We start from the raw sequence: 13473 nt of genomic DNA on the forward strand, positions 1-13473 counted from the left end.
GACAGGAACAAGATACGTTAGTGATAAGTAATCACGCGGACAGGGGTTCCTGGTCCCATTCGGGCACTTTCGCCAGCGCGGTCTCCAGCACCTCAAGCCCGGCCCCCGGTTTATGGGCATTCTCACTGATGTGTCGACGGTACTGACGCCCGCCCTTGCAACTGTGGAAAAGTCCCAGCAGATGACGGGACATATGGCCAAGGTACACGCCACGGGCGAGTTCCGATTCAATAAACGGAAACATCGCACGCAATGCCTGATGCCGGCTTGCAATGGGGGCGGGCTGGCCGAAAAACATCGGATCGACGCTCGCCAACAACCAGGGGTTTTGATACACCTCTCGGCCGAGCATGACGCCATCGGTCCTGGTCAGGTGCTCCTGACAGCCGTCGACCGTTTTTATGCCCCCGTTGATGATGATTTCCAGGTGCGGGTAACGCGCTTTCAGTTCATAGACCCAGTCGTACTTGAGCGGCGGCACGTCTCGGTTTTCTTTGGGGCTCAGGCCCTCGAGTATGGCGATACGGGCATGAACAATAAACGTTTCACAGCCAGCCGCCGCCACTGTTTCGACAAACTGGCACAAATCATCCCAGGATTCCCGGCCATCGATACCAATGCGGTGTTTGACGGTCACCGGCAGTTGGGTAGCGGCTTTCATGGCGGCAACACCCTCCGCAACTTTGTCCGGATGCGCCATCAGACACGCGCCGATCATATTATTCTGAACCCGGTCACTGGGGCAGCCGACATTAAGGTTTACTTCGCTGAACCCCGCCTGTTCGGCCAAGGCCGCGCAATGGGCCAACTCCTCCGGATTGCTCCCTCCCAGCTGCAAGGCGAGCGGGTATTCAGCCGCATTGTGGTGCAGGAAGCGCCACGTATCGCCATGAATCAAGGCACCGGTTGTCACCATCTCGGTATACAGCAGTGTATGGCGGCTGAGCAAGCGTGCCAGATAGCGATAATGGGGGGTGGTCCAGTCCATCATCGGCGCGACGCAGAAGCGACGGGAAAGCGTATTGGAGGTAGCGGGCAAACCAGTGAACTCCGGTTGATCGGTTATGGCGCCAATTATACTGACTTGGCGCTGAATGAAAAACGATCGTTCTGTGCGAGTGTCGGTGCCCGCGCCGGGGAATGGCCGTACAAGTCTTGCCCCCATCGACGCAACCGGTGTGCTCGACCGTGTTCGGGCATTTATATTGCCGTGGTGGGCGAGTCATGGGCCCCCTGGGCCATCCCGCCGTTGGCCGGTGCTATCAGGATATTGATGTGAATCAAAGGACCGCCAGCCCACGTGATTACACTGGTAATTGATCCACAAAGGATTGTGCGACATGGATGACAATGCGCCCCATCAAAAAATCGGGATCAGGAATTGGCATCCCACTTTTCAATCGCATCCATCCTATTGTTTTTATTAGCTACCATGGTTGCCGCGCGAATCTGGACTATTCCGACCGGACAGTACGACCTCATCGTGAACGAGGGGGCGGGCGCGAGGTTGCCGTGGCGGGCACGTGCCAGACGGTTGTCCCGAGGCCGCAGGATTTCGCCGACGCCATGCTGGCGCGGACAGGGGGCGTTGACAGTCCCGATAGCCGGGTAGCCAACGCCATTGATGTGGCACTGTTCGTTTTGTTCCTGGGTGTGATGAATGCAATCGGCGCCATTCTTATTCCAGTCGTCAACGTCGCCGGTTATTAGCCTGTCATGGGGTTTGCCATCGGCGGAGCCCGGGTGATGGCTGACAGCTAACGGCTAACCGTCAGGAGGGTCAGGAATGGCAGAGGAAAATCATGCTCAGCCCCCGAGGGGCGACGGTATCGTCACAGCCATCCGGGGCGGTGTTGTGGATGTCCGGTTTACGCCGCCGGAGCCTCATATTCGTGAGCTTTTGTACGTCGGCAAAATTGCCTTGGAAGTGTCGTCCTTCCGGGACGGCGGTATTGTCCGATGCATGGCGTTGGCTCCGGTGAGAGGGCTGGGGTTGGGGATGCCGGTGCGGGCCACCGGTGCACCGATTCGGGTGCCGGTTGGTGACGCTGTGCTGGGCCGCATGCTCAATGTCTTCGGTGCGCCCATCGATCGGAAACCTGCCCCGGTCTGTCACGACTTACGCTCGATTCACCATGCCCCACCGCTGCTGGAGGACCGCGTGGTCCGCAGCACCATACTGGAAACCGGCATCAAGGCGATTGACCTGCTATCGCCGCTGGAGCGGGGTGGCAAGACCGGTCTGTTTGGTGGTGCTGGAGTGGGGAAAACCGTGTTGATTACCGAACTGATCAACAACACCGTGCAACACCACAAGGGCGTCAGTTTGTTCTGCGGAATCGGCGAGCGCTCCCGGGAGGCGGAGGAACTCTACCGGGAAATGGGCGAGGCCGGCGTTCGCGACAAGACAGTGATGCTGTTTGGTCAAATGAACGAGGTGCCCGGCGTGCGATTTCTGATCGGTAAGACCGCCCTGACCATGGCGGAGTTTTTCCGTGACGATCAGCACCAGGACGTGCTGCTGCTGATCGACAACATTTTCCGCTTTGTGCAGGCAGGATCAGAAGTGTCGGGCCTGATGGGACGAATGCCATCACGGGTAGGCTATCAGCCGACACTGGCCACCGAGCTGGCGGAACTGGAAGAGCGCATTGCTTCCACTCATCGGGCGGCGATTACCTCGGTGCAGGCGGTTTACGTGCCTGCCGATGACTTTACAGACCCCGCGGCGGCCCACATATTTTCCCATCTTTCCGGTGCGGTGGTGCTGTCCCGCAAGCGCGCGAGTGAGGGTCTGTACCCTGCGATTGATCCGCTGACCTCGTCGTCGGTCATGTTGACCCCAGCGGTGGTCGGGCAGCGTCATTACGATATTGCCCGGTCGGTTCGCCGGACGCTGGCAGATTATGAAGAGCTGAGGGACATCATCGCGATGCTGGGGATTGAGGAATTGTCGGCGGGCGATCGCATGACGGTTGCCCGCGCTCGCCGGCTCGAGCGGTTTCTGACCCAGCCCTTCTTTACCACTGGCTCATTCACTGGCACCACCGGTAAGCGGGTGGCCATTGCAGACACCCTCGATGGGTGTGAAACCATCCTCAATCAGAGCCATTTTGACCGCAACGAAGGTGACTATTACATGATTGGCAGTCTGACGGATCTGGAGGCGGTGGCATGAGCACGGCAGCTGAAATGACGGCCTCGCTGCGGTTGCCGACACGAAACCTTTATCAGGGTCGAGTCTGCAAACTGTACGCGGTGGCGGAAAACGGGGCGTTCGGGATGCTGCCAAACCATACTGATTTCATCACCGCACTGGTGCCCTCGGTGCTCATTCTCACCAAAGTGGACGGCGGGGAACTGATCTTTGGTATTGACGAGGGCATCCTGGTGAAAAAGGGGCATCGCGTTGATGTGGCGGTTCGGCGAGGGGTTCGTGGCGACGACCTTGCGTCGATCAGAGGTACGGTCTACCGAGACTTTATTGCGATGGATGAAGACGAGCGTGTGGCCCGATCGGCGCTCTCCCGACTGGAGGCAGGCATGGTGCGACGGTTTGCCGAACTACGGAGACCCATGCCATGACAGGCCGGCGGAGCACGCCCGAAGAGGATATTGGCCGCCATGCCCAACGTCTCCAGCGTGCCAGGGACAACCCTGGAACGAGTCCGCTCCGGGGCTTGGGTGCCTTCGGCATAATCGGTTGGTCGGTGGCCGTGCCGACGGTGGCCGGGGCATTTTTGGGTATGTGGCTGGACCACACCTTGCGGCAGGCTTTCCCCTGGACCATCGCGCTGATTCTTGGTGGTGTGACGTTGGGTGGTTTTATTGCCTGGGCCTGGGTCAGCAAGGAAAGACAGAACGACAGCGACGACGGAGGCAGTGATGACGATCACAGCTGATTGGGGAGCGCTGTATCACGGTTTCTGGATCGGTGCGGTGGCCAGTTCCCTGTTTTTTGCCGGTCTTGCATGGAGTGTGCGGCTGGCATTGCGCACGACTCGGCCCATGTTGGTTCTGTTGTCCAGCGCCGCTGTCCGGATTTCCCTGCTGCTCGGGCTGGGTTGGCTGGCCGTCGGCGATGGCCATGATGGGTGGGCGTTCGTCGGCTATTTAGCAGCCTTTTTCTCAGTGCGGCTGGTTGCCACGCTGATCGCCCGATTGCCGCAGGCGAAGGAGGACGGATGCAACTGATGCCGGATGAAATAATCGTCTTTACCATCGGGGGGTTCGGTTTCAACGAAACCATCGTGTACACCTGGGTCGTCATGGCGATCTTGACGGGATCGTCGATCATCATTACACGGAACCTGCGACCCGATGTGCCACCAAACCGCTGGCGGACGGCGCTGGAAGTGATCGTAACGGTGATTCAGGGTCAGATAGAGGACATCGCCAGACATGCGTCCCGCCATGTTCTATATTTTTCGGGCACGCTGTTTCTGTTCATCGCCACCTCAAATCTATTGCTGGTGGTGCCGGGTTTCTCGCCGCCAACGGCGTCGTTATCCACCACCGCAGCGCTGGCCCTGTCTGTATTGATTGCCGTGCCCCTCTTTGGCATCTCGACGAAAGGGCTGGGTGGTTACCTGAAATCCTATACTCAGCCATCGGTCATCATGCTGCCGTTCAATATCATTAGTGAGTTTTCATGGGGCCTATCATTGTCGATACGACTCTATGGGAACGTGATGAGTGGTGCCGTCATCGCGGGTATTTTACTGGGCCTGGCGCCGTTTTTCTTTCCGGTTGTCATGGACGCGCTGGGGTTGTTGACGGGCCTGATCCAGGCCTACATTTTTGCGGTGTTAGCGACCGTGTATATCTCATTGGCGACAACCAAACCCGGTGAGCCGATAAAAAAGGAGCAAAGCTGATGACGGACCTGGCACTGATTGCGGTTACTTCCATTTTTACTGCGGGTTTGACGGTGTCTTTTGGCGCTATTGGCCCCGCCCTGGGAGAAGGCCGGGCAGCCGCTGCCGCGATGAACGGCATCGCCCAGCAGCCTGATTCGGCCTCGACACTGTCGCGCACCCTGTTTGTGAGCCTGGCAATGATCGAATCAACAGCCATCTATTGCTTCGTTGTGGCCATGATCGTGCTGTTCGCCAATCCATTTTGGGAACGCTTCCTGCACGCGACAACGGAAGCCGCGGGCTAAATCATGTCGACGGACTGGGTTACGGTCATTGCCCAGGTTGCCAATTTCCTGGTATTGGTTTGGCTGCTCAAACGGTTTCTCTATAAGCCGATTTTGAATGGTATTGACGCTCGCGAAGCTGAGATCGCTGATCGCATGAGCGAGGCTGAACGTGCCAAAACCAAAGCCGCGGCCGCTGAGGCGGAGTTTGTCGCTCGCAAACAAAGGCTGCAGGTGGAAGACGCCGCCATCGTTGATGCCGTCCACAAAGAGGCGCAGCGCCAGCGCGATACGTTGTTGGCGGAGGCACGTCAGAAGCTCGAGCTGGAGCAGAGAGACTGGCGGGCCCACTTGGAACGTGAGCAGCAAAAATTCACGGCCGAGTTGTACCGGGCCGGTGCCGATACCCTTTACCAACTGGTTCGAAAGGCCTTGCACGATCTGGCGGATGAAAGTCTTGAAGAACGAATCGTCCTGCATGTCACCGTCCAGCTCAAATCCATGGCGTCCGAATTGCTCGCCGCCGCCGGCAATTCGGAAACAGCGGTCGCCATCACCCATACCGCGCTGCCAGACGGGGCGCGAGCGACCCTGACCCGGGAGCTCCAGGCCCTGCTTCCCGATGTTCCGCTGCGCTTTGTGAAGGATGAACATCAGGCTCCTGGCCTGATTCTCCGTATTGGCAGTGCCCAACTGGCCTGGACTGTGGACAGCTACACTGAGGAAATGGCAGACCTTTTAAGCGAACGGTTGGCGACGGGCGGATTGGGGAGGGTTGCCGGCAATGACCGATGAACCGCTTGAGCCTGGTTTGAAGGCGCTGATCGACTCCTTGCTCGGCAGTCCAGCGCCGTCACCGGTGCTGACGGAGGTGGGCAAGGTGACTGAAGTGGGTGCCGGCATTGCAGTGGTGTCGGGTCTGGCCCGTGCCCTCGCCGATGAGTTGCTGGTGTTTGCCTCGGGCGTCCTGGGCATGGTGCTGGACCTAGAGCCGGATCAGCTTGGCGTGGTGTTGCTGGGGCCGGCCGACAAGCTCACCGCCGGTGAAGACGTCTGGCGCACGCACAAAGTGGTCAGTGTGCCGGTAGGCCCCGGTCTGATCGGCCGGGTAGTAGATGCCACCGGGCTACCCAGGGACGGCCGGGATCGAGTTGATGCGGTGACGGAGCGGCCGATAGAGGCGGCGGCGCCGGGCATTCTCAGCCGTTCGGCCATCACCCGGCCGCTGGCTACCGGTATCAAGGCCATTGATGCGGCGGTACCGGTGGGGCTGGGTCAACGAGAACTGATCATCGGAGACCGGCAGACGGGCAAGACGTCGATAGCACTGGACACCATTCTGAATCAGGCCCGATCGGAGGTGATCAGCATCTATTGCGCCGTTGGCCAGCGGGGCGATGCCGTGGCGCGGGTAATTGAGACGCTCCGGCGCAGCGGGCAGCTGTCCCGAACCATTGTCGTCGCCGCTGGCGATGAAGAAACGCCCGGCCTGTCTTTCATTGCGCCTTACGCCGCGATGACCATGGCCGAGTATTTCGCCGACCAGGGTCACGATGTGCTCGTGGTTTTTGACGATCTTACTCACCATGCCCAATCCTACCGGGAACTGTCACTTCTGTTGCGCCGACCCCCGGGCCGGGAAGCGTTTCCCGGTGACATCTTCTATGTTCATGCCCGACTGCTGGAACGCGCCGGCCAATTTTCACCGGAGGCCGGCGGCGGATCAATCACCGCATTACCGGTGGTCGAAACCCAGGCTGAGAACCTGTCGGCCTATATCCCGACCAACCTGATCTCGATCACCGACGGTCAGATCTACCTGTCACCCCGGCTGGTGCGAAAGAATCAGTTTCCGGCAGTTGATCTCGGGGTGTCGGTATCGCGCGTTGGGGGTAAAGCGCAATACCGTGCGTTCCGCGACGTGGCGGGTAATTTGCGCGTGACCCTGTCCCAGTTTGAGGAACTGGAAGATTTTGCGCGCTTCGGCACCCGGTTGGACGACACCACCAAGGCCCGACTGGTCCGCGGTGCGGCCGTCAGGGCCGCGCTTCGGCAACCGGAACATGACCCGGTACCGGCAGCGGTGCAATTGTTGATTTTGTTGGCCGCCATGGGGGGACTGTTCGATGCAATGCCGGAAGCCCGGGTGCTGGCAGCCATGGGTCAGCTTCGGAACGCAGGCGCTGACGCACTCTCGGATATCGCCGAACGTATTGCACAGAACCAGCCGCTGCGCGAAGAGGATCGTCGCGCCATTCTGGATCTGGCGAGCAAGGCACTGGGGCGGAAGGACACGGGCTATGACGCAAACATTTGAAGCGTTGTCTCGTCAGGATGAGACCCTGACCAGCATCCGGGGGATTGTGCACACCATGAAGACCCTGTCGGCCATCAATGCGGTGCCCTATGAACACGCCGCGCGGGCGATTGAGGCCTACCATGAAACTATTCTGCAAGGCCTTCAGGCGATGTTAAGTCTTACGGGACCCTTTTCGGGGCCAGTGGTGCAGCCATCCGGGGTGGTGTGTGTGGTGTTCGGGTCTGATCACGGGCTCTGTGGCAACTACAATGAGACGCTGGCGTCGGCCGTTATGACCATGCCGGGTGCCACGACGCAGGCGGCGCCTGACTTTCGTGTCCTGTGTGTGGGGGCACAGCTACGCAGCGCGCTGATTGGGCGAGGGCTGAGACCAGAGTATGTGTTTCTGCCGCCGGCCTCTGCGGATGGCATTGGTCGGCTGGCAACGGACATCGTCACGCGCCTGGATGCGATCGGGCAGAGTGATGCCACTCATCGGATGGCCGTCACAATGGTTTTTACGGAGCGTTCCGAACACGGCTCGCAGACTCCGGTTGTTCGTCCACTGTTGCCATTGGCGCCAGAATTGATGGCGGAACTTGCCGAACGTCCCTGGGACTCCCGATCGTTGCCCGCTTACTCAATGACGTTAGACACGTTGTTTGCAGCGCTTCTTCAAAACCATATTTTTGCCAGTGTTTTTCGCGCTTCAGCCGAAGCCATGGTGACAGAGAACGCGGCACGACTGGTATTGATGCAGCAGGCTGAACAGTCTGTTGATGACCGCCTGGAAGAGGTCGAGGGACAAATGAAGGCGGTTCGCCAGGACGAGATCACGGCGGAACTGCTGGATATCATTGTTGGCTTTGAGGCGCTTGGCAAAACACAGCGACACGGGTAGCGGCAACGCGAGGTGAATGTTGACTACCCTTAATGGGGGCGCGCGATTAAAGGCGGAGCCAGTGACGGGGCCATTACGTTGGCCGTGTTATCAGCGCCCGGCGACGGCGTTGACAAGCTCAGGCATGCCCGTTTCGGTGCTGACGGTGGAGTTGGGGACCATCGCATCAACGACAGCGGTACTCCCAGGTCAGAGCCGACGGTCGTATTGGCGTTGAGCGCAGAGGGCGGGCCGGCCTGGCACCGGGACCACAGAATGTGCGACGCCTTCGTTGCCTGCTATCATTCCCGATTTGCTCGTTAAGCGGGAGTCCTGCGTATGTCGGTGTTGGTAGAGGCCTTGATTCCAGTCTTTGGATTGATTGTGTTGGGCTATCTGATGCGGCGCTGGAATTTCCCGGGCGAGGGATTCTGGTTGCAGGCCGAGCGACTGACCTACTACGTGCTTTTCCCGGCGATGCTGTTGTTCAAGCTGGGCAGTGCCGAATTGGCGCCCTCCGCCTATGCCGACATCCTGCTGCTGGTGGTTTGCATGGTGGTGGCCATGACCTCGCTCATGGTCGCCGCCCAGCTTCTATGGCGATGGCCGGGGCCCATGTATTCATCGGTGTTTCAGGGCGCCATCCGCTTCAACTCCTACGTCGCGTTGGCCGCATCCGGCCTGTTGCTGGGAGACCAGGGTATTTCGCTGATGGCGATTGCGGTGGCGGTGATGGTGCCCATACTCAATGTGGTCTGCATCGTCATGTTTTCGCTGGTGGCCGGGCAGGGCAAGGTGCAGTTCCGACCTATGTTCAGGGCAGTGGCCACCAATCCGTTGATCATCGGCTCTTTGGCCGGCGTGACCTGGAGTTTTTTTCGCATCGGGTTTCATCCGGTTCTGGCCGGGATGCTGTCGCCCTTGAGTGATCTGGCGTTACCGCTGGGCTTGATGACGGTGGGCGCCGGGCTTCAGTTAAAAGCCTTGCGGGGCGCCTCGGTGCCATTTTTGGTGTCCACTTCTGCCAAACTGGTGGGCTTTCCACTGATGACTTACGGACTGGCTTTGTTGCTCGGCATGGAGGGGTTGATGGTTCAGGTGGCGATTTTGCTGGCGGCCCTGCCGACGGCGTCGTCGTCTTACATCCTGGCCCGACAACTGGGTGGCGATGCCGCCTTGATGGCGGGCATCATCAGTGGCCAGACTTTACTGGCCACCATCAGTATTCCCCTTATCCTGGGCGTGCTCTGGTAGACAGCGGATAACGGCGTCCGCCATTTGTTGCTGCAGCACCAGGTAGCCGGAGGGCTCCGCTGCAATCGAAGCTGCGAGAGGGTCCCACACGCTCAGTTTGACGTCCACGCCCTCGGCTATGGCCTGCCACCACCGTTGGTTGAACTGAGGCTCGGTTAGCAGGCAGGGGCGCTCAGCGGCTCTGAGCAGGGTTTGCACTGCGGCTATGTGCCTTGCGCCGGGCGTTCGTTCCGGGCTTGGTGTTAATACGCCCGCGATGGATAAACCATAGTGTTCGGCAAAACGACCAAACGCATCGTGATAGGTAAACAATGATAGGCCCCTGGCAGCCAATAACTGGCGCCTTATGGCCTGTTCGGTGGCGGCTAACTGGGCGCGGAAGTTGGCGAGGTTCGTGTCCAATTGATCCTGATCCATGCCCGGCAGGTCGGCCAGCCGGTCGTGAATGGTGGTGGCCATGATCAGGGCCAGCTCCGGGTCCAGCCAGACGTGAGGGTCCTCGCCCTGAACGTGTTGGTGGCCGGCGGGCGCAGGCGCCTCTTGCGGGTCGTTACGATCGTCGACATGCCCGCGCTCCTCGTGAGCGTGAGCTGGAGGAGAGTGGTCTGATGGCGCGTGGTCTGACGGTGAGTGGTCTGATAGTGCGTCGGGTGCAAGCGCGTAGGTACGTTGTGCCAGGTCACTGCCGCCAAGGATACGAGTCAGAAACGTTTCCATGTCCGGTCCAACCCAGAACACCAGGTCCGCCTTGGCCAACGCTTGCCGTTCGGAGGGGCGCATTTGATAGGTATGGGGGCTGCCACCCGCGGGCACCAGCGTTGTAACGGTCACCGATGTTGGGGCCACCGCCCTTACCAGCAGTTCAAGCGGTTTGATGGACGTCACAATGCTGACCGGCTCGGCAGGACTGGCCGTTGCAAAACAGGTCAGGGCGGAGACAAGGCTGACGAACAGGCCGCGTCGGTGAATCATGAGAGGTGTTGTCCGTGGTTTAATCATGGAATGTTATAATATTACATTAACGGCACGAGGTGAAGGGATTCGACGCCACTCATGCGTAATCGTTTGTGTGTCGGTATAATGCGGAACTTTCATTCAGAGGCAGCTGTTTACCGGCGCCAGTCAAACAGGATTCACCATGACCGTACGCACCCGCATTGCCCCATCTCCCACCGGCGACCCCCACGTCGGCACGGCCTATGTGGCACTGTTCAACCTGTGCTTTGCACGCCAGCACGGTGGCCAGTTTATTCTGCGCATTGAAGACACCGATCAGACGCGCAGCACGGACGAGTCGGAACAGGACATCCTGAGGGCGTTGCGCTGGTTGGGGCTGGAGTGGGATGAGGGGCCGGACGTTGGTGGCCCCCACGGGCCGTATCGGCAGTCCGAACGCAAGGATTCCTATCGTCAGTACGCGCTCGACCTGGTTGAGAAAGGACACGCCTTCTACTGCTTCCGCACGCCTGAGGAGCTTGACGTCATTCGTGAAACGCGCAAGGCCGAGGGTTTGAATCCAGGCATCAAAGGCGATCTGGAGTTGCCGGACGACGAGATCCAGCGCCGACTGGCGGCGGGCGAGCCCCATGTGATCAGGATGAAAGTGCCGGAAGAGGGGGTTTGCCGCATTGACGACATGCTGCGCGGGGTGATTGAAATCGACTGGGCGCAGGTGGATTGCCAGATCCTGCTGAAATCCGATGGCATGCCAACTTACCACCTGGCCAACGTGGTGGACGACCACCTCATGGACATCACTCATGTGCTGCGAGGTGAGGAGTGGATCAATTCGGCGCCCAAGCACCAGTTGCTGTACGAGTATTTCGGTTGGCCGATGCCGGTGCTGTGCCATTTGCCGTTGCTGCGCAACCCCGATAAGAGCAAATTGTCGAAGCGCAAAAATCCGACCAGCATCAATTTCTATGAGCGTATGGGGTTTTTGCCGGAGGGGGTCATCAACTACCTCGGGCGTATGGGCTGGTCGATGCCGGATGAGCGAGAAAAATTTACCCTCGATGAGATGATCCAGCATTTCGATATTCAGCGAGTCTCGCTGGGTGGGCCAATTTTCGATGTCGAGAAGCTGCGCTGGCTGAATGGGCTCTGGCTCCGGGAGGACCTGTCCGACGAGCAGTTTATGGCTCGTATGCGGGACTGGTGGTTCCGGCCCGAGGCGCTGAGCCAATTAGTGCCACACGTAAAAGGCCGGGCCGATGTTTTCAGCGACGTGGTGCCGATGGCGGCGTTTATGTTTTCGGGGATGCTGGACCTGACCCCGCAGGACTTTGCCCACAATAAGCTCGAAGAGTCCGAGGTCAAACGTGTCCTTCAGTTTGCGCTCTGGCGTCTCGAGGCCCAGCGGCATTGGACCAAGGACGCGATTTTTGCCGATGTGAAGGCGCTGGCGAAAGCGCTGGAGCTGAAGATGGGGGACTTCATGTTTCCGATCTTTGTGGCAATTGCCGGCACGCCCAACTCCTGGTCGGTGATGGACTCCATGGCCATGCTGGGCCCGGATATGACCCGCGCCCGGTTGCGGCATGCGCTACAGTTGATGGGTGGCTTCTCGAAGAAGGAATCCAAACGGGTCGAGAAAGAGTTTGCCGCACTGAGCGTCGATTGAGTAAGTTTTAACCAATTCCCCAGGCGATTAAAAAAATGGATCGCCAGGGGTTGACGAGGGGGGGATGGATCACTAACATACGCCTCCGTTGATGGGGCCATAGCTCAGCTGGGAGAGCGCAACGCTGGCAGCGTTGAGGTCGACGGTTCGATCCCGTCTGGCTCCACCAATTTAACTTAGTGTCCCCTTCGTCTAGTGGCCTAGGACACCGCCCTTTCACGGCGGTAACAGGGGTTCGAACCCCCTAGGGGACGCCACTATTCTGGAGCGCCGATTGCCATCGGCAATCCATAAAAAAACCGCCTTATGGCGGTTTTTTTATGTCTGGAGTATAGGCGCGCCCATGCGGCGTGTCAGCGCCGGCCTGGCGCCCCCGCATGTTGACCGTCCCGGCAAATTGGCAGTCCTAGCATAGTGAGAGCGCGCCCTTCCCAACACCTTCGTAGGCTTTCACCTGAATCTCATCGTCAGGGCATTCATGTTTGCATTGCTCAGCAATGTGGGCAGCGATCAGCTCGACGGTGGTGTCGGTGTCCATAAAATAGACGCGGCTTTCTGGCATTGTGAGGCTGAACTCCCCCTGGTTGGCTTCGTAATCGAAGGTGACGTAACGGATGCCCGCATTGTCGACGAAGCGATCAGTGACATCCTCCTCAGAGCCCACATAGATGTCTTCCCAGCGCTTGGCCCAGCGATGTTCCAGGCTCACATCCCGATGACCGTTGCGGCGTATCTGGATAGGTGAACGGTGGCCGTGGGCAATGCGCTGACAGTTACCAAGATGCTTTTTCAGGCCATGCACGTAGTGGTAGTAAGCGCCATCGATCTCCTCTTCCCGTAGGCCAATGTGGATATTCTGCACATTGTCCGGTAGTACCGATTTCAACTCCTGCTCCAGCATGCGTGCAACAACCGATGGCACCACGGTTTCACCCTGAACAAACACAACCGCTTCCTGGGGTGAGTGGTGCCTGATCCGGGTATTATCCTTTAACGTCCAGGTCACATGACTCGGATTGTCTTCATCACGATGCAGCCCGGTATAATGCTCAGGGATAACCAGACGATGGTCGACACGCTCGTCGATAATACGTTTGATCGTGCGCTTGACCGAACTGAAGTCGAACACCATGCCTTGTTCGTCGAGTTCTCCGGTCAGGACAACGTCGGCAATCCAACTTTCGCCTACCAATCCCCGGGATGGGTCCAGATAGGCAAAATCAATAACGGTAAGGTTGTCGACAAAAAGGTGATTCATCTAGGGAGCCTGGTTA

General features: G+C 58.9%; 15 protein-coding genes and 2 tRNA genes. 14 read left to right on the forward strand and 3 right to left on the reverse strand.

Going from position 1 to position 13473, the window contains the following annotated elements:
• Positions 1-31: 31 nt before the first annotated feature.
• Positions 32-1066 carry a tRNA dihydrouridine(20/20a) synthase DusA gene (gene dusA, locus GRX64_RS07305; protein WP_427901651.1) on the reverse strand — a complete coding sequence of 345 codons (1035 nt, stop codon included), beginning with the start codon at positions 1064-1066 and terminating at the stop codon, positions 32-34.
• A gap of 500 nt (positions 1067-1566) precedes the next feature.
• On the opposite strand from dusA, the gene GRX64_RS07310 reads away from it, so the two are divergent.
• From GRX64_RS07310 to GRX64_RS07360, 11 genes are all read left to right on the forward strand, one after another.
• Positions 1567-1710, forward strand: coding sequence for a hypothetical protein (locus GRX64_RS07310; RefSeq protein WP_166265357.1), 144 nt, complete (start codon positions 1567-1569; stop codon positions 1708-1710).
• A gap of 76 nt (positions 1711-1786) precedes the next feature.
• Positions 1787-3178: a F0F1 ATP synthase subunit beta gene (gene atpD, locus GRX64_RS07315; RefSeq protein WP_166265360.1), complete on the forward strand. Its 1392-nt coding sequence runs from the start codon at positions 1787-1789 to the stop codon at positions 3176-3178.
• Complete coding sequence (locus tag GRX64_RS07320; protein ID WP_166265363.1) at positions 3175-3585, forward strand: ATPase; 411 nt, start codon at positions 3175-3177, stop codon at positions 3583-3585. The genes atpD and GRX64_RS07320 overlap by 4 nt, the downstream gene beginning before the upstream one ends.
• On the forward strand, positions 3582-3902 hold the full coding sequence (locus GRX64_RS07325) for an AtpZ/AtpI family protein (RefSeq protein WP_166265366.1): 321 nt from the start codon (positions 3582-3584) through the stop codon (positions 3900-3902). The genes GRX64_RS07320 and GRX64_RS07325 overlap by 4 nt, the downstream gene beginning before the upstream one ends.
• Entirely contained in the window at positions 3886-4194 is a 309-nt protein-coding gene (locus GRX64_RS07330; RefSeq protein WP_166265369.1) for an ATP synthase subunit I, read from the forward strand. The genes GRX64_RS07325 and GRX64_RS07330 overlap by 17 nt, the downstream gene beginning before the upstream one ends.
• Positions 4185-4877, forward strand: a complete 693-nt coding sequence (locus GRX64_RS07335) for a F0F1 ATP synthase subunit A (protein ID WP_166265372.1) — start codon at positions 4185-4187, stop codon at positions 4875-4877. Before GRX64_RS07330 ends, GRX64_RS07335 begins: the two co-directional genes overlap by 10 nt.
• Positions 4877-5164, forward strand: a complete 288-nt coding sequence (locus GRX64_RS07340; RefSeq protein WP_166265375.1) for a F0F1 ATP synthase subunit C — start codon at positions 4877-4879, stop codon at positions 5162-5164. The genes GRX64_RS07335 and GRX64_RS07340 overlap by 1 nt, the downstream gene beginning before the upstream one ends.
• A 3-nt stretch (positions 5165-5167) precedes the next feature.
• The gene (locus GRX64_RS07345; RefSeq protein ID WP_166265378.1) at positions 5168-5938 is read left to right on the forward strand and encodes a F0F1 ATP synthase subunit B family protein; all 771 of its coding nucleotides are present in this window, start codon (positions 5168-5170) and stop codon (positions 5936-5938) included.
• Positions 5928-7460: a F0F1 ATP synthase subunit alpha gene (locus tag GRX64_RS07350; protein ID WP_166265382.1), complete on the forward strand. Its 1533-nt coding sequence runs from the start codon at positions 5928-5930 to the stop codon at positions 7458-7460. Before GRX64_RS07345 ends, GRX64_RS07350 begins: the two co-directional genes overlap by 11 nt.
• A complete protein-coding gene (locus tag GRX64_RS07355) occupies positions 7444-8343 on the forward strand; it encodes a F0F1 ATP synthase subunit gamma (protein WP_166265385.1) in 900 nt (299 codons plus the stop codon). The genes GRX64_RS07350 and GRX64_RS07355 overlap by 17 nt, the downstream gene beginning before the upstream one ends.
• Before the next feature lie 318 nt (positions 8344-8661).
• On the forward strand, positions 8662-9576 hold the full coding sequence (locus GRX64_RS07360; RefSeq protein WP_166265388.1) for an AEC family transporter: 915 nt from the start codon (positions 8662-8664) through the stop codon (positions 9574-9576).
• Here GRX64_RS07360 and GRX64_RS07365 read toward each other — a convergent pair.
• Positions 9529-10548, reverse strand: a complete 1020-nt coding sequence (locus tag GRX64_RS07365; protein ID WP_166265391.1) for a zinc ABC transporter substrate-binding protein — start codon at positions 10546-10548, stop codon at positions 9529-9531. The two genes, GRX64_RS07360 and GRX64_RS07365, sit on opposite strands and share 48 nt — an antisense overlap.
• 166 nt (positions 10549-10714) lie before the next feature.
• On the opposite strand from GRX64_RS07365, the gene gltX reads away from it, so the two are divergent.
• The 3 genes from gltX to GRX64_RS07380 all read left to right on the forward strand — a co-directional run bounded on the left by gltX (position 10715) and on the right by GRX64_RS07380 (position 12456).
• On the forward strand, positions 10715-12199 hold the full coding sequence (gene gltX / locus GRX64_RS07370; protein ID WP_166265394.1) for a glutamate--tRNA ligase: 1485 nt from the start codon (positions 10715-10717) through the stop codon (positions 12197-12199).
• Between the two features lie 93 nt (positions 12200-12292).
• Positions 12293-12368: transfer RNA gene (locus tag GRX64_RS07375), tRNA-Ala, on the forward strand.
• 12 nt (positions 12369-12380) lie between these two features.
• A tRNA-Glu gene (locus GRX64_RS07380) sits at positions 12381-12456 on the forward strand.
• Between the two features lie 149 nt (positions 12457-12605).
• On the opposite strand, the gene GRX64_RS07385 is transcribed toward GRX64_RS07380, so the two are convergent.
• Positions 12606-13457: a 6-pyruvoyl trahydropterin synthase family protein gene (locus tag GRX64_RS07385; protein WP_166265397.1), complete on the reverse strand. Its 852-nt coding sequence runs from the start codon at positions 13455-13457 to the stop codon at positions 12606-12608.
• Positions 13458-13473 lie beyond the last annotated feature (16 nt).

This window comes from Marinobacter caseinilyticus (assembly GCF_011074955.1).
Lineage (GTDB): Bacteria > Pseudomonadota > Gammaproteobacteria > Pseudomonadales > Oleiphilaceae > Marinobacter > Marinobacter caseinilyticus.